The organism is Candidatus Poriferisodalis sp., from assembly GCF_965262965.1.
Classification (GTDB): Bacteria; Actinomycetota; Acidimicrobiia; order Acidimicrobiales; family Poriferisodalaceae; genus Poriferisodalis.
In genome coordinates, this window is the sequence record NZ_OZ253573.1 from 355,498 (window position 1) to 371,745 (window position 16,248).

The 16,248-nt window shown below is 66.4% G+C and carries 11 protein-coding genes and 1 pseudogene; 9 read left to right on the plus strand and 3 right to left on the minus strand.

Going from position 1 to position 16,248, the window contains the following annotated elements:
- Positions 1-30 precede the first annotated feature (30 nt).
- The 4 genes and pseudogenes from ACQY5K_RS01770 (at position 31) to ACQY5K_RS01785 (ending at position 4,117) form a co-directional block, all read left to right on the plus strand.
- Positions 31-357 carry a hypothetical protein gene (locus ACQY5K_RS01770; RefSeq protein WP_428119519.1) on the plus strand — a complete coding sequence of 109 codons (327 nt, stop codon included), beginning with the start codon at positions 31-33 and terminating at the stop codon, positions 355-357.
- Between the two features lie 60 nt (positions 358-417).
- Positions 418-1,370 (plus strand): annotated as a pseudogene (denD, locus tag ACQY5K_RS01775) (D-erythronate dehydrogenase).
- Between the two features lie 114 nt (positions 1,371-1,484).
- A complete protein-coding gene (locus ACQY5K_RS01780; protein WP_428119521.1) occupies positions 1,485-2,771 on the plus strand; it encodes an NAD(P)-dependent oxidoreductase in 1,287 nt (428 codons plus the stop codon).
- 50 nt (positions 2,772-2,821) lie between these two features.
- Positions 2,822-4,117: an MFS transporter gene (locus tag ACQY5K_RS01785; protein ID WP_428119523.1), complete on the plus strand. Its 1,296-nt coding sequence runs from the start codon at positions 2,822-2,824 to the stop codon at positions 4,115-4,117.
- On the opposite strand, the gene ACQY5K_RS01790 is transcribed toward ACQY5K_RS01785, so the two are convergent.
- Positions 4,114-5,055, minus strand: a complete 942-nt coding sequence (locus ACQY5K_RS01790) for a methylenetetrahydrofolate reductase (RefSeq protein WP_428119525.1) — start codon at positions 5,053-5,055, stop codon at positions 4,114-4,116. The two genes, ACQY5K_RS01785 and ACQY5K_RS01790, sit on opposite strands and share 4 nt — an antisense overlap.
- A gap of 24 nt (positions 5,056-5,079) precedes the next feature.
- The gene (locus ACQY5K_RS01795) at positions 5,080-6,789 is read right to left on the minus strand and encodes a formate--tetrahydrofolate ligase (protein ID WP_428119527.1); all 1,710 of its coding nucleotides are present in this window, start codon (positions 6,787-6,789) and stop codon (positions 5,080-5,082) included.
- Between the two features lie 235 nt (positions 6,790-7,024).
- Between ACQY5K_RS01795 and ACQY5K_RS01800 the strand changes: the two genes are divergently transcribed.
- The 3 genes from ACQY5K_RS01800 to ACQY5K_RS01810 are packed head-to-tail and all read left to right on the plus strand — an operon-like array spanning position 7,025 to position 11,368.
- On the plus strand, positions 7,025-9,547 hold the full coding sequence (locus ACQY5K_RS01800; protein WP_428119529.1) for an FAD-dependent oxidoreductase: 2,523 nt from the start codon (positions 7,025-7,027) through the stop codon (positions 9,545-9,547).
- A 19-nt stretch (positions 9,548-9,566) separates the two neighbouring features.
- Positions 9,567-10,370 carry an electron transfer flavoprotein subunit beta/FixA family protein gene (locus tag ACQY5K_RS01805; protein ID WP_428119531.1) on the plus strand — a complete coding sequence of 268 codons (804 nt, stop codon included), beginning with the start codon at positions 9,567-9,569 and terminating at the stop codon, positions 10,368-10,370.
- Positions 10,367-11,368 carry an electron transfer flavoprotein subunit alpha/FixB family protein gene (locus tag ACQY5K_RS01810; RefSeq protein WP_428119533.1) on the plus strand — a complete coding sequence of 334 codons (1,002 nt, stop codon included), beginning with the start codon at positions 10,367-10,369 and terminating at the stop codon, positions 11,366-11,368. The genes ACQY5K_RS01805 and ACQY5K_RS01810 overlap by 4 nt, the downstream gene beginning before the upstream one ends.
- On the opposite strand, the gene ACQY5K_RS01815 is transcribed toward ACQY5K_RS01810, so the two are convergent.
- Positions 11,369-12,124: an IclR family transcriptional regulator gene (locus tag ACQY5K_RS01815; protein ID WP_428119535.1), complete on the minus strand. Its 756-nt coding sequence runs from the start codon at positions 12,122-12,124 to the stop codon at positions 11,369-11,371.
- A 232-nt stretch (positions 12,125-12,356) separates the two neighbouring features.
- Between ACQY5K_RS01815 and ACQY5K_RS01820 the strand changes: the two genes are divergently transcribed.
- Positions 12,357-14,330: a molybdopterin oxidoreductase family protein gene (locus ACQY5K_RS01820; RefSeq protein WP_428122820.1), complete on the plus strand. Its 1,974-nt coding sequence runs from the start codon at positions 12,357-12,359 to the stop codon at positions 14,328-14,330.
- Positions 14,323-16,242: an NADH-ubiquinone oxidoreductase-F iron-sulfur binding region domain-containing protein gene (locus ACQY5K_RS01825; protein ID WP_428119537.1), complete on the plus strand. Its 1,920-nt coding sequence runs from the start codon at positions 14,323-14,325 to the stop codon at positions 16,240-16,242. The genes ACQY5K_RS01820 and ACQY5K_RS01825 overlap by 8 nt, the downstream gene beginning before the upstream one ends.
- Positions 16,243-16,248: the final 6 nt, after the last annotated feature.

The following is a 16,248-nucleotide window of genomic DNA, read 5'->3' on the forward strand; positions in this document are numbered from 1 at the left end:
CAGCGAGACGGGCTGCGAGAATGGTCCGCTGTGAGCGACACGGCCGCAGCGCAGACGTCGGCACTCGATGAGGCCAGCGCCCAGTCGCTTCGGTTCTCGATTCTGATCTCCGCAATCCGCTGCACGCTCACCTACGTGCTCCTCCCGTTCGTCGCGCCGTTCATCGGACTTGCGCCGGGCGTCGGACCCGCTGTGGGCATTCCCATCGCGCTCGTCGCACTGTGGGCGAACATTGCCAGCATCAAGCGGCATTGGCACTCCGATCACCGGTGGAAATGGCCGGTCAGCGTGCTCAACGTCGGAATCATCGTGCTGCTGGCGATCCTGCTCATTCTTGATGTGGGACAGCTGCTGTAGCACGCCACAGCCCGGTACCGATGGAGGCGTCTGGGAGAAATCTCAAGTTAGGTTCGCCGGATGCACGTGCTGATCACCGGGGCCGCAGGGATGCTTGGCCGCAAGTTGACCAAGCGACTGATGGACGTTGGCGTATTACGTGCGAGGCCTATCGGGCGGATCGATCTCGTCGACATCGTTGAGGGGCCGATCGAGGGCGCCATCTGCACAGCGCCGACCTCTGCGAGCCTGGGGTCGCCACCGAGCTGCTCAAGCCGATGCCCGAGGTGATCTTCCACCTTGCCGGCGTCGTATCGGGTGAAGCTGAGGCCAATTTCGACAAGGGAATGCTTGTCAACATCGACGGTGCCCGAGCGCTGTTCGATGCTCTGCGTTTCGCCGAGGGGACCCCACGGGTCGTGTTCACGTCGTCAATAGCGGTCTTCGGTGCGCCCTTTCCCGATCCGATCCCCGATGAATTCCACCTGACGCCGCTCACCTCCTATGGCACGCAGAAAATGGTCGCCGAAGCACTCCTCGCCGACTACAGCCGCCGTGGTTTCTTCGATGGCATCGGCATACGACTTCCCACCATCAGCGTTCGCCCCGGTCCCCCCAATGCCGCTGCATCTGGCTTCTTCAGCGGCATCATCCGTGAACCGCTGGCTGGAACACAGGCGGTGCTGCCCGTTTCCAGGGAGGTACGCCACAGCCACGCCAGCCCTCGCACGGCAATCGAGTACATGGTCCATGCTGGGGAACTCGACAGCGCGGCATTGGGAGCACGCCGCAACCTCACCATGGCCGGGGTCTCGGTAACAGTCGGCGAACAGATCGAAGCCCTCACTCGCGTCGCTGGGCCTGATGCCGAAGCACTGATCGCCGAAGCACCCGACCCGGCCATCGTGCAGATCGTCTCCGGGTGGCCCGAGCGATTCGACACTCGGCGGGTTCTGGACCTGGGCTTCGCACCCGACCAGAGCTACGACGACATCATTCGCGCCTACATCGAAGACGACTTCGCCTCGCGCTGAGCGGGAGTCGCAGGCCCGAATGGCCCGTGGGCCCAATCGCATGAGGATGGGGAACAAGAGCGGGAAACACGAGTGTCAACGCGCAGGGTCGCGCGTTTGGCACACTGGCTGAACATGCAGGTACATGTCCCAGCAACTGCGGCGGCGGGCGCAGTGACGGCATGCCCTGTCCGAGCGGTGACGCCGATGCGCATTCTCTTTGCTGACAAGATCGATACCGGACGCCTTGGCCGGCTCGAAGCTGCGGGCCACGAGTGCATCGTCAAGCCCGAGCTGACCGCCGACGACCTTGCCGAGCACATCGGAGGCGTCGAAGTCCTGGTCGTGCGCAGCACCGAGGTGAAGCGCAAAGTGTTCAAGGCCGCCGATCGGCTCGCCATGGTGCTGCGCGCCGGCGCCGGAACTGACACCATCGACTGTGACGGGGCCAGCAAGTACGGCGTGTATATCTGCAACGTACCGGGTCGCAACGCTGTGGCCGTTGCCGAGCTGACGATGGGCTTGCTGCTGTCGGTCGACCGCCAGATCCCCGACGCCACCTCGGACCTGCACGAGGGGCGCTGGAACAAATCCCAGTACATGGGCGCCTCGGGTCTGAAGGGTCGGCGGATGGCCGTCGTGGGCATGGGCAACATTGGCATCGAAGTCACCCGCCGAGCCGCTGCGTTCGGCATCGAGGTAGCGGCGCTGTATCGCTCAGACCGTTCAGCCGAGCTGCTCGCCGAGATGAAGCGGCTTGAGATCGAGATCGCTCCCGACTGGGACGCCCTGTTGGCAGAGGCCGACATCGTCTCGCTGCACCTGCCTGCCAACCCCGAGACGTGCGGCCTCGTGGACGCAGAGTTCCTGGCGAAGATGCCCGACGGTGCGATCCTGCTCAACACGTCCCGCGGCGAGATCGTGGACGAGAGTGCGTTGCTGCGAGCACTCGACGAGCGAGGCATGCGGGCAGGGCTCGACGTCTTCCAGGGAGAGCCTCCCGAGGCCGAGCCGAACTGGCGCTCGCCGCTGGCGTCGCATCCAAGCGTGACCGGCACGCACCACATCGGAGCCTCGACGACTCAAGCCTTAGAGGACATTGCCGACGGTGTCGTGGAAGTCCTGGAGGCGTTCTCGACCGGCGAAGTGCTGAACTGCGTGAATCGTGCCGAGCGGCCCTTGGGTCGCAGCACCATCGTGGTACGCCACCGTGATCAGGTCGGTGTGCTTGCGGGAATCCTGATGACGTTGCGAGCGAGCGGGATCAACGTGTTGCAGATGCGCAACGAGATCCTGGCAGGGCCGAAGCACCATGCAGCCGTGGCGACGATCCGAGTATCACGCCGTCCCTCCCAAAAGGTGCTGGCTGAGCTCAACGCGATGGAAGCCATCTACGGACTGCGCCTCATCAAACCCTGCTGAGGCCAGATCTCAGCGTCGTTCACCTCCGCTTTGACTCTTAGCCTGAGCCGGTGCACACCCCGACACCGCGGAGCTCGATGGTGCCCGTGCTCGTGGCCGGAAGCATCGTCACTGCCGTGACGCTCGGTGTGCGGGCCACGATGGGGCTGTTTCCCGACGAGATCGATGCCTCCTTGGGGGTGGGTATCGACACGGTCGGGCTGACCGTGGCCCTGCAGAATCTGATCTGGGGTCTGGGCCAGCCCATCGCCGGCGCGATTGCTGATCGGTTCGGCGCTGTTCGGGTCCTGTTCGTCGGGGCCGTGATCTATGCCGCCGGGTTGCTGGTCATGGCGACGGCGTCGGGCCCGGCGAGCCTGTACTTCGGCGGCGGGTTCGTGACGGGTCTGGGTATGTCTGCGGCCTCGTTCGCCGTCGTGCTCGCAGCGATGGGAAAGCTGGTGGATCCGCAGCGACGCACCTTTGCGCTCGGGATCGCTACGGCGTTCGGATCCTTCGGTCATTTCGTTCTGGTGCCCCTCACGGGCGTGCTGATCGGCTCGCTCGGGTGGCGCACGGCGCTGGCGTTGCTGGCGCTGGTTGCCGTCTCGATCGTTGTGGTGCTGCGACCCCTGCGCACGCCGCCCGCTGGCCTACCGGGTGGGTCCGGCACGGACACCGCGCCCGACGCAGCGACTGCCGAGACTGCGGACCACGACGAGCCGCTGCGATCTGTGCTGACGCGTGCTGCGCGCCATCGTGACTACGTGATGCTCAACGCAGCGTTCTTCGTCTGCGGCTTCCATGTCACCTTCATCGGTGTCCACCTGCCCAAGTCCCTCACCGATGCGGGCCACAGCGCACGGATCGCCACGCTGTCGTGGGCCTTCATTGGCTTGTTCAACATCGTGGGGGCCTTTGCTGCGGGGGTTCTCGGTTCACGAATCGACAAGAGCCGTCTGCTCAGCATCATCTATATGGGCCGGGCCGTGGCGTTCGTGGGCTTGCTGGTGCTGCCGGCCACGCCGCTGGTGGCATTGGGCTTCGGCGCTGTGGTCGGCCTCGTCTGGCTGGCCAGTGTCCCGCTGACGTCCGGGATCGTCCTGGGCCAGTTCGGCGTGCGCAACGCCGGGACGCTGTTCGGGTTCGTCTTCCTCTGTCACCAGATTGGCGCCTTTGCCGGGTCCTACGGAGCGGGAGTGCTGCGTGAGGCGACAGGTTCATATGACCTGTGGTGGTGGCTCGCCGCGGCCCTGGGAATCGTCGCGGCTGCGCTGCATCTGGCCATCTCCGATCAGCCCGCGGCCCGCCCCTTGCGACCCTGCGCCCGAGCACGGCGGTGCGGGCCTACGATGTGGCGGAGCTAGCGCAGCTGGCTGATTGCGGCGTCTCGCCAGGCCATCGTGGATTCGATGGCGTTGAACGTGAAGACATGCAGGCCAGCGATGTTGAGCCGGTCGGCTTCCGCAGCGAGCTTGTTGAGCAATGCGCTGGGGTCATAGCCGCCGGGCCGCAGCAGCCGTGCGACAGCACCACGGTTCTTCCGCAGGTATCGCAGGGAGGCGCCGATGCCGAGGCGAGTGCCGATGCGCACCAGACGTGCTGGTTCGACGGCGCCAGGGATGCCGAGATGGACCGGCAGCATTAAACCGCTTTGGCGCTCAGCAGCCAGCCAGTCGGTGATCGAGCGCCCGTGGAAGCACATCTGCGTGGACGCGTGCCCCTCGATGCCCGCACTTCGTAGGATCGCCTGCTTTGTGTGGAGCGCGTCATGCAGCACATCGTCTGCGATGAGCGCATGACCTTCGGGGTACGCAGTGACACCGATATGGGTCAGTGAGTGATCGACATCGACCAGTGTTTCGAGCAGCGCGACAGCGCTGTCGAACGGGCCAGCGGGCGACATCACATCGCCTCCCACAAGAAAGATCTCGTTCAGGCCTAAGTCGGCCAGGCGCCCCAACATCTCTTCGAGATGCCCCCGGCTGCGGACCATGCGAGCGGCGATGTGGGGGACCGGCCGATGTCCGAGCGTGCACAGCTGCGCTGTGAGATCCAGCGTGTCCTCGAGCGTCTTGGACGCTGATGCGGTCACGGAAACCGGAGCATTCGCAGGCAAGTGCGGAAGTTGCTCGGTGAGGTTCTTGAGCGGGATCAACTCCCACTGGGCTTCGCTGAGGAGCCGACGGAGCGCATCGCTGGTGCTTGCCGACGTCGGGGTCCCGCGCCGCCCCGACTGCACACGTGCGGCCGCGGACATGCGTGCGGCCGCGGCTGCGCGACAGGCGCGCACGGTGGTGAACATTATGACCATCGGAGTCGCTCCGGCTCAGCTCAGGCCGACGATCTCACCGTCGGCGTCGAGGTCGATGTGGCGTGCGGCCGGGTCACGACCCAAGCCGGGCATGGTGCGCATGTCGCCGCAGATCGGGTACACGAAGCCGGCGCCCACCGACGCACGCACCTCGCGCACCGGCAGCGTCCAGCCCGTCGGCGCACCTTTCAGCGACGCATCCGACGAGATCGACAGGTGCGTCTTGGCGATGCACACGGGCAGATTGCCGAAGCCGTTGCGCTCGTAGCTGTCGAGCTCACGGTTTGCCCGGGCGGTGTAGCTCACGTTGTCGGCGCCGTACACGTTGGTCGCGACGGCGTGGATCTTGTCCCGCAGCGGAATGTCGTCGGGATAGAGAACCGCAAAGTCCGTCGGCTCTTCTGCGGCTTCGGCCACTGCGGTGGCGAGCTCGGCTGCACCTGCCCCGCCGTTCGCAAAATGGGTGCAGCGCGCCGAGCGGGCGCCGTACTCGGATGCGATCTCCGCGATGGCGTCGAGATCAACCCCGTGATCGCCGGGGAACTCGTTGATGGCCACCACCGGTGACACCCCGTGCATCCGCACGTTCTGCAGCTGCTTGCGCAGGTTGTCGCCACCGGCGTGGACTTCGTCGGGGTTTGCCTCGAGCAAGGCCGCGGGCAGGGGTCGTCCCGCCGCGATGCGATGGTTGCCCGAGTGTGCCTTGAGACCCCGCACGGTTGCGACGATGACGGCGGCATCGGGGGACACGCCCGAATACCGGCACTTGATGTTGAAGAAGCGCTCAGCGCCCATGTCGGCGCCGAATCCGGCCTCGGTCAGCAAGAAATCGGACGTGTGGATGCCGATGCGATCGGCCACGATCGAGGAGTTTCCCGTGGCGATGTTTCCGAAGGGCCCCGTGTGCACGAGCGCCGGTGTGCCTTCGAGGGTCTGCATCAGGTTCGGCTTGATGGCCTCTCGCAGCAGCACCGCCATCGAGCCGGCAGCGCCGATGTCCTCGGCGGTGACCGGTTCGCCCGCGCCGGTATAGCCCAGCACGATGCGGCCGAGCCGAGCCCGCAGATCCTCCATCGACGTGCACAACGCCAGGGTCGCCATCACTTCGGACGCAGCGGTGATGTCGAAGCCGGACTCGCGGGGGATGCCGTCGAGGCGCCCGCCGAGCCCGATCGTGATGTTGCGCAGCGCCCGGTCGTTGACGTCGAGCACACGCCGCCAGGTGATGTTGTGAATATCGAGGCTCGGCTCGCTGCCGTGATACAGGTGCGCATCCAGCATTGCCGCACAGAGGTTGTGCGCGGCAGTCACGGCGTGCATGTCGCCGGTGAGGTGCAGGTTGAACAGGTCCATCGGCACGACCTGGCTGTAGCCGCCGCCGGCTGCGCCTCCCTTGATGCCGAACGTCGGGCCCATCGACGGCTGGCGGATGGCAATCGTCGCAGTGCGGCCAATATGGGCGAAAGCCTGCCCGAGCCCCACGGTCGTCGTTGTCTTGCCCTCGCCAAGAGGCGTCGGCGTGATGGCAGTGACCACCACGTAGCGCCCCCGGGGTCGGTCGGCCATGGCTTCGGCAGCCTCCAGCTGGACCTTGGCCACGCCGTGCCCGTACAGCTCCATGAACTCCTGCGGGATGCCCGCGTCGTTGGCGATCTCGGTGAGCGGTCGGATTGTCGCCGCTGAGGCGATCTCCAGATCGCTCGGAAATTCACTGGCTGCTGTCATGACGCGCACCCCCTGTGCTGTGCTGACGGATGCGACCACGCAGCCGCTTCACGCTCCATCAGTGTCGCTCATCCACGCGTTCCTGAGTTACTGTTCCGCGCTAGTCTGTTCCACTGAGCGGAACAGTTCCATCATACAGAACACGAGTGGCCCGATCGGTCACTTTCGCATGTCGTACTCTGGCGGCGCCCAGGGCCGAATTTCGGTTGCATGCTTGTCTTTGGAGGGGGTTGGCATGAGCGAGTTTCCCAAGAGGGCCGACTGTGTCGTCATCGGCGCCGGCATCGTCGGCAACTGCTTGGTCGGGCACCTCAGCGATCTCGGCTGGACCGACATCGTGCTGCTGGACAAGGGGCCGCTGCCCAATCCGGGGGGCTCGACGGGGCATGCGTCCAACTTCATCTTCCCCGTCGACCACTCCAAGGAAATCGTCGACCTCACCGTCGAGAGCCAGCGGCAGTACGAGGCGCTCGGCCTGCAGAACACCTGCGGGGGGCTCGAGGTGGCCCGTTCGCCTGAGCGCCTCGAGGAGTTTCGCCGGCGCATGACCTCGGCGAAGTGCTGGGGGATCGAATCCAAGCTGCTCACCGTCGACGAGGTCGTCGAGATGGTGCCCTTCATCGACGCAAGCGTCATCCTGGGAGGCTTCTACACGCCGAGCGTGTCCGCGGTGGACTCGTTGGAAACGGGCACGCAGATGCGCAAACGGGCTCAGGACGCCGGGCACCTGTCGGTGCATGCGAACACCGAAGTGCTCGACATCGAGACCGCCCCAGGGCCCAACGGGCCGCGGGTGTCGGCCGTCGTGACCGACAAGGGGCGGATCGAATGTTCGACGGTGGCGATCGCCAGCGGCGTGTGGAGCCCGAAGCTCGCCGAGATGGCGGGGGCGACGATCCCGCTGACGCCCGCCGTTCACCAGATGGTCGACGTCGGCCCCTTCGACATCTTGGTGGAGACCAATCAAGAGCTGGCCTACCCGATCGTGCGGGACATGGACACGTTCTGCTACGAGCGGCAATCCGCCGGCTCCATGGAAGTGGGCAGCTACGCCCATCGGCCGATCCTGCACCGCGTCACCGACATTCCCTCGAACGCAGAGGCGGCACTCAGCCCCACCGAGATGCCGTTCACGCCCGACGACTTCGACACCCAGCTCGAGCAGGCCATCGAGCTGATGGAATTCCTGGGCGACGGCGAGATCAAGTACGCCATCAACGGGTTGCTGTCGCTGACGCCCGATGCCGCCCCGGTGCTCGGGCCCACCATCGAGGTAGAGAACCTGTGGTCGGTCGCAGCCGTGTGGGTGAAGGAGGGTCCCGGAGTGGGCCGCCTGGTCGCTGAGTGGATGACCTACGGCTACCCGCGGCTGACCGATCCGCACGGCTCGGACGTGACGAGGTTCTACAATCAGGACCGCAACGTCCACCACATCGAAGCCCGCGCCGACGAGCACTTCAACAAGACATACGGGATCGTGCACCCCCGTGAGCAGTGGGACACCCGACGCAATGTAACGTGCGGCCCCGCCAAGGCCCGCACCGACGACCTCGGCGCGTTCTATTTCGAGGCCGGCGGCTGGGAGCGGCCGCACTGGTACGAATCCAACGCCGATCTCGTCGGGCGCTACGCCATCGCCGATCGCACCCACGAGTGGGATGCCCGCTGGTGGAGCCCCATCACCGAGGCCGAGCACCTGCATCTGCGCGAGCACTGCGGGCTGGTGGACATCTCGCCGTTCCAGGTATTCGAGGTGTCCGGACCCGGCGTCGTGCCCTACATCGAGCACATGGTGGTCAACAAGTGCGACCTGCCCGTCGGCCGTTCGATCTACACGCCCGTGCTCACGCCCGATGGCGGATTCCGATCCGACCTCACCATCGTCCGGCTCGCGCAGGACCGGTTCCGCATCGCCACCGGTGCCTTCGACGGCGGCCGTGACGAGTACTGGTTCCGGCACAACCTGCCCGACGACGACGTGGCGTTCGAGAACCGCACCGAGGCGCTTGCGACCTACGGCGTGTGGGGGCCCAACGCTGTCGCATTGCTCCAGACGCTCACCGAGACCGACCTGTCCCAGGAGGCGTTCGGTTACGGGCAGGTGCGCAACGTTCTGCTGTCGGGCATCCCGACGCAGATGCTGCGCATCTCCTACGTCGGCGACGCCGGATTCGAGATCTATTGCGCCACCAGCGCCGGTCTGGCGCTGTGGGATGCGATCTCGGTCGCCGGGCGAGACTTCGAGCTGCGTCCCGTAGGTGCCGGGGTGTACGGCACAACCGGCCGTCTCGAGAAGGGCTACCGGCTCATGGGCGCCGAGCTCGAAAGCGAGTACAACCCGGTGGAGGCCGGCCTGGCACGGCCCAAAGTGAAGGCGTCCGATTTCATCGGCAAGGACGCCTACCTTGCCGCTCGCGAGGCACCGCCGGCCGCTGCGCTCGTCATGCTGTCGTTTGAGAGCCTGCAGTGCGCCGACGGCTACAATCGGTTCCCGATGGGGGCCGGCAACGAGCCGGTGCTGACGCCCGCGGGAGAACGGATCACCGACTCCCATGGGCGCGTGAGCAAGGTGACCACCGCGGGCAACGCGCCGTCGGTCGGCGCCTATCTCGCAATGGCTTACCTGCCCACTGAGCTGGCCACGATCGGCACCGAGCTTGCGGTGATGTACCAGAACGAGCACTACCCGGTGAAGGTGGGGGCTGCGGGAGCCAACCTGGCGCTGTTCGATCCCGACGACAAACGGATGAAGGCCTGAGCGGCACGGGAAGGCGACGATGCGCATCCTGGTTTGCGTGAAGCGAGTCCCGTCACCGGGCTCGCGCATCAACGTGACCGACGACGGTCAGCAGGTGGACACCGCGCATCTCGGCTTCACCACGAGCCCGCACGAGGAATGCGCTGTCGAGGAAGCGGTGCAGCTCATCGAGCGTGCCACCGCCAGCCACCCTGACAGCAACGACGTCCACGCCGTTGTGGTGCTCACGCTCGGGCCCGACGTTGCTGCTGAGCAGCTGCGTTATGCGGCCAGCGTCGGGGCGACCGGTTTTGCGCTCGTCGAGGCCTCCGGCGGCCTGGATTGGGACCCCCAGCGGACCGCGTCCGCGATCGCCAACGCAGTGCAGCGGCTGGAAGCTGACGAGGGCGTGTTCGATCTCATCCTGTTCGGCAATGAATCGGCTGACGGCGGCAATTTCCAGGTCGGCATCAGAGTGGCGCATGCGCTCGGTCGCCCCATCGTGAACGGCATCAAGGGCATCGAATCGAGGTCCGACGGCGGCTTTGTGGCGAGGCGACAGACCGACGCCGGCTACGAGGTCTACGAGCTGGATGCTCCCTGCGCCCTTGGTGTCAAGGAGGGCATCAACCTTCCGCGTTATCCGACCATGAAGGGGCGGCTGGCATCGCGCAAAGCGCAGATCGAGACGCTCGACAACGCACGCGAGGCTGCTGCGGGCGGACAGGCGCGTGTGCGGCTCCACCGGCCGCCCGAGCGCGCGAGCACGACCGTTGTGCTGGGCGACAGTGCAGCTGCTGCCCCCGCAGTCGTGGACCTGCTCGATGAGCTGGGTGTGCTGTGACCGGTGTTGCCGTCCTGGTGGACCACGACCGAGGGATCCCATCGGGCGGTGCCCTCGAAGCACTGACCGCTGCCCGGTCGCTTGCGGTGGCGCTCGAAACGACTGTCGAGGCGGTGGTGCTCGGCGATCCGGCGCTCTTCGAATCGCATGGAGCCGATCTGGTGGCAGCATGCGGTGAATACGGCGCTTCCATCGTGCACCGAGGCATCGGTGACCTGCTCGCTGACTACGGCCCCGATGCCTGGGGCGCCGCGCTCGCTTCGTTCGTGGAGGCCCGCCAGCCTGCTGCTGTGACCGCCGTGGGCACCGACCGCGGCGCAGAAGCCATGGCGCAGTTGGCCGCCCGGGCCGATCTGCCGCTCGTCGCCAACTGCGTGACGGTGACACCCGGTGCGAAGAATTGGCAGATCACCCGCATCCAGTGGGGCGGTTCGCTGCTCGAAGACGTGACGCTCGAGGCCTCGTTGCCGCTGGTGACCTTTGCGCACCATGCGATCGAGGCTGAGCCTGCCCGCACCGCTGGCGAACCGACGGTGAGCGACTTCGAACCCGAACTGGGCCTCGACGCGGAACGAACGCTGGTGCGCGACCGGGTGACGCTGACCGAAGGTGTGACGCTGGCGACCGCCTCAGTGGTGGTCTCGGGAGGGCGCGGCGTCGGATCGGCCGACGGCTTCGCTGCACTTGAGGAACTGGCTGAGCTGCTCGGCGGCCGTGTCGGGTGCTCGCGCGCTGTCACCAACAACGGGTGGCGCAATCACGCCGATCAGGTGGGACAGACCGGCACCCGCATCGCGCCCGAGATCTACATCGCGTGCGGCATCTCGGGTGCTATCCAGCACTGGGTCGGCGCCATGGGCGCGAAGAATATCCTGGCCGTCAACATCGACCCCGAAGCCAACATGGTCACCAAGGCCGGCTACGCGGTGATCGCGGACCTGCATGAGGTTGTGCCAGCCGTTTGCGACGAGATCAGGCGCCGCCGCGACCACCCGTAGTCAGGGGCGCGCCCGTGCCCGGCCCGAGAGATGGTCGGAGAGGTTTGCCGCCGATTCGATGAGCGCGAGGCCGATGTCGTGGGTTCGGTTCGGGTCGGGAAATCGGTAGGCCGGGCCGTGGACGTGCAATGCGGCGATGATCGCGCCGTCGGCATCGAAGACCGGTGCCGCCGCTGAGTTGATGCCGGGTGCGAACTCCTCGTACACCCAGACGTAGCCGGCGCTGCGTATCTGGGCGAGGCGCACCTCGAGCTCAGTGGGATCGGTGACGCTGTTCGAGGTGGTGGCCTCCAGCCCTCCAGCCACGTACTCCGCAAGGGAGTCTTGGGACACGTGGGCCAGCCACACCAGTCCCGAGGGCACGAGGTGCATCGGGCAGTACTCGCCGGTCCACGAGCGAACCAGCACCTCGGATTCGGGCTCGACCTGGTCGAGGTAGTACACGGTGCGGTCCACACGAACGCTCACGCCTGCGGTTTCTGCCACCTGATTGACGAGGTCATGCAGATGAGGCCGTGCCGCCGCCACCAGGCCTCGTTCGTCGCCGGCGGCACCCACGATGTCGATGAGTCCCTGGCCGATCCGGTAGTCCCCACCCGTGTCGTCCTGGGCCACTGCACCGACCGCTTCCAGCGATGTCAGCAGCCGCGCGACGGTGCTCTTGGGCAGTTCGACCTGATCGGCCACCTCGGTGACCCCCTGCGGCGCGACGGCCAGTGCACGCAATACCGCGAACGCACGAGAGATCGACTGCACCGGCCCCAACGTACCCCGTGCCCCGTCAGTAACCGACAGAAGTGCTATCGATCGGCCGTTCGCGTGCCGTATTGTGGAACTGTTCTGCTCAGCGGAACGCAATGGGGGGCACTAGGCTGCTGGCTGCAGCTAGTGCCCTACTATCTGGTATCGCAGAGCACTCGCTGGGGGCATCCATTGGGGGCATTCATTGGGGACTTTGCACTCGGGAGGGGCGATGCCACGCCGGACCATGCCGACTCGCCGCAGCCGCAACGAAGCGCTTCCGCGGCTGGAGACGCCCCTGGTGCGAGACGGCGGCGTGCTGCGGCAAGCCACCTGGGACGATGCCCTCGATCGCGCTGCAGCGGGCCTCGGGGTCGCCACCCAGCAGCATGGCGCCGGCGGTGTCGGCATGTTCTCGTGCTCGAAGAGCACCAACGAGATGAACTATGCAGCGCAGAAGTTCATGCGGACGGTGCTGCGGTCCAACAACATCGATTCCTGTAATCGCACTTGACACGCGCCTTCTGTCGTCGGTCTGGCGACGGTGTTCGGTCTCGGGGGTGGGACGAGTTCCTACCAGGAGATTCACGAGGCCGATGTAATCCTGCTGTGGGGATCGAATGCTCGTGAGGCGCACCCGATCTTCTTCCACCACCTGCTGCGAGGGATCGACAACGGAGCCGCTATGTATGCGGTGGACCCTCGCCGCACGTCGTCGGCCGAGTTTGCGGACGTGTGGCTCGGCCTTGACGTCGGCACCGATATCGCGCTGGCGAACACCGTGGCCCGTGAGATCATCGCCCAGGGCCTCCACAACCGTTCTTTCATCGACCGTGCGACCACGGGCTTCGATGCCTTTGCGACATCGGTCGAGCCGTTCACGCTTGACGAGGCAGAGCGACTGACCGGCGTGCCGGGCAAAGCCATCGCGGAGATGGCCCACGCCTACGCCACCGCCTCGAGAGCCCAGATCCTGTGGACACTGGGCATCACCGAGCACCACACAGCGGTCGAGAACGTGCTGTCACTGTGCAACCTGGCCCTGCTCACCGGTCACGTCGGTCGCCGCGGCTCGGGTCTCGTGCCCTTGCGAGGCCAGAACAACGTTCAAGGCGGCGGTGACATGGGCGCATTGCCCGACCGCCTGCCCGGGTTCCAGCCGCTCGTCGATCCGCAGGCCCGAGCGAAATTCGAGAACACGTGGGACTGCGAGCTGAACGCTGTCCCTGGCAAGCATCTCACTGCGATGTTCGAGGCCATGGAAGAGGGTGAGCTGCGGGCGCTGTACGTCATCGGAGAGAACCCCGCCGACTCCGAGGCCAACGTGTCCCACGCCCGCAAGCTGCTCGAGGGTCTCGACTGCCTTGTGGTGCAGGACATCTCCCTCACGCACACCGCACGCATGGCCGACGTGGTGCTGCCCGCCGCAGCGGGATGGTCCTCGTCGGAAGGCACCGTCACATCCTCGGAAAGGCGAGTCCAGCGGGTGCGTGCTGCGGTTCCGCCCCAAGGAGAGGCCCGCGACGACGTGCAGATCATCGGCGACCTGGCTCGCCGGATGGGCGCGCAATGGCCGGCCGCGTCGGCTGCGGAGCTGTGGGAGGAACTGCGATCGCTGTCGCCGATGCACGGCGGGATGACCTGGGAGCGGCTGGAGTCCGAGGGCGGGCTGCAATGGCCATGCCCTGACGTGGACCACCCGGGCACCGAGTTCCTGCACGCATGGCTCTGGGTGCCCGATCTCGCAGGGCACGAGCCGGCGCCATTCACCGTCAACGAGCATCGACCTCCCGCTGAATCTCTCAGCGAGCATTTCCCGCTTCGCCTCACCACCGGACGAGTGCTCGACTCCTACAACACCGGTGCACAGTCCGCTGGCTATTCCTCGCCGATCAGATCCGGCGATGCAATCGAGATGAGCAGCGCAGATGCCGCCAGCCTGGGCATTGCCGACGGGGACTCAGTGCGGGTTACCTCCCCTCGCGGCTCGGTCGTCATGGACGCGGCTATCACTGCAAGTGTGCGCCCAGGACTCGTGTTCACGACGTTCCACTTTCCCGAGTTGGTGGACCTGAACGTGCTGACCAACGACGTGTATGACCTTCGCAGCGGCACGGCGGAATTCAAGGCGGCAGCGGTACGCATCGAGCCGCTGCCGAACGCGAACGACCTACGAGCAACCGGCAGTTCAAGTACCGCAGCGGGTGGTGGCGGTGGCTGACCTGCGTTTCTCCGACGCCGAGCCCACTGCGTCAGAACGCCGAGCAGTGACCGCAGCGCTCGAGACTGCGACCGACAACGGGATGTCCGCACTGCATCACCCGGCGCCCGCACCGGCTTCTGGTGAGCCCGCAGCGGCCTCGAGTGCCGTTGCGAATGACGGTGCGAACGGGTCGGTGTCGCCTCTTGGTGCGATGCCCGCGGGCACCGCGGCCGTGGTTGTCGCGCACCCGCGCGTGGTGCGAGGCGGGACCCGGCGGCGCAAGCAGCTGCGGCACCTGTTGTTGCCGGCACTGCACGCCTTGCAGCGAGAGGCAGGGTGGATCTCTCCCGGCGGGCTGAACTTCGTGGGACGCCAGCTTGGTGTGCCCCCGGCCGAGGCCTACGGCGTCGCAACCTTCTACGACATGTTCGGTACTGAACCGCCCTCGCATGCCGACAGCGTCTGCCACGTGTGCGTCGACCCGATTTGCGCGCTCGCCGGAGCGGACGAGCTGGCGGAACAGTTGCGCTCGCAGGGCCGCCAGACCCACCTCGGGCCGTGCTTGGGCCAGTGCGAGCGTGCTCCCGCCATGTTCATCCAGGGCCGCGGCGAGCCCGACCGGGTGCCTGCCGATGACGATGAGTCAAACTCGTTCGTTGCAAGCGTGACAGCGGAGGCACCCGACGCCCCGTGTCTGCTGCGACGCATGGTTCCAGGCGTTGCGGGCCGGCCGCCGTCTGCTGAGAGTTTCACCATGGACGCCTACCAGCAGCGCGGCGGGGGAGAGGCCCTCGCGGCGGCGCTGCGAATGGGTCCCGATGAGGTCATCTCTGCGGTCAGCGCGGCCGGGCTCTCCGGCCGCGGCGGTGCCGCATTCCCCACCGGCATCAAGTGGCGTGCCGTTGCTGACGGCGGCGGCCCGAAGCACGTCGTGGCCAACATCGATGAATCAGAACCAGGCACGTTCAAGGATCGGCTGTTGTGCGAACGCGATCCGCTGGCGGTGATCGAGTCGATTACGGTGGCAGGCTTGGTGGTGGGTGCCGAGCACGGATGGATCTACATCCGAGGTGAGTACCCGCTGGCCACCCAGCGCCTGCGCGGGGCCATCACCACCGCACGCGAGCACGGCTGGCTCGGCAACGACGCCGCCGGCTCGGGCCAACGCTTCGACATCGAGCTGCGCAGGGGCGCCGGCGCCTACATCTGCGGTGAGGAGACGGCGCTGTTCAACTCGCTCGAGGGCTTCCGGGGCGAGCCTCGCAACAAGCCTCCGTTCCCGACGACCCATGGGCTGTTCGGTCGGCCGACCGTCGTCAACAATCCCGAAACGCTGCTCAATGTGTCCGAGATTCTCAGAATCGGCCCCGATGGGTATCGCAGCGCGGGAACGCAGGGCTCACCGGGCACGAAGCTGTTCTGCCTGTCGGGGCATATCGGTCGCCCAGGGCTGTACGAAGCGCCGTTCGGCATGCGGCTCGGAGATCTGGTGGATCTGGCCGGGGGAGTGCAGGGCACGCTGCGAGCGGTGCTGCTCGGCGGTGCGGCCGGAAGCTTCGTAGGACCCGACGCGCTGGAGCTGCCGTTGTCGCTCGAGGACACCCGTGCTGCGGGCACGACACTGGGCTCGGGACCGGTGATGGTCTTCAACGACACCGCCGACATGAGCGCCGTGGTACAGCGGTTGGCGCAGTTCTTTCGCGACGAGTCGTGCGGGCAATGCGTGCCGTGCCGTGTCGGAACGGTACGCCAGCACGAGATTGTCACCCGCATTCGCGACACGGGCGCGGTATCGGGTCGCGAAATCGAATTGATCTCCGACATCGCAGCCGCCATGGGGGACGCCTCGATATGCGGCCTCGGCCACACCGCAGCGTCCGCGGTGGTCTCGGCGCTGCGACTTGGTCTGTTGGAGGACGCAACGACATGAGCGCGC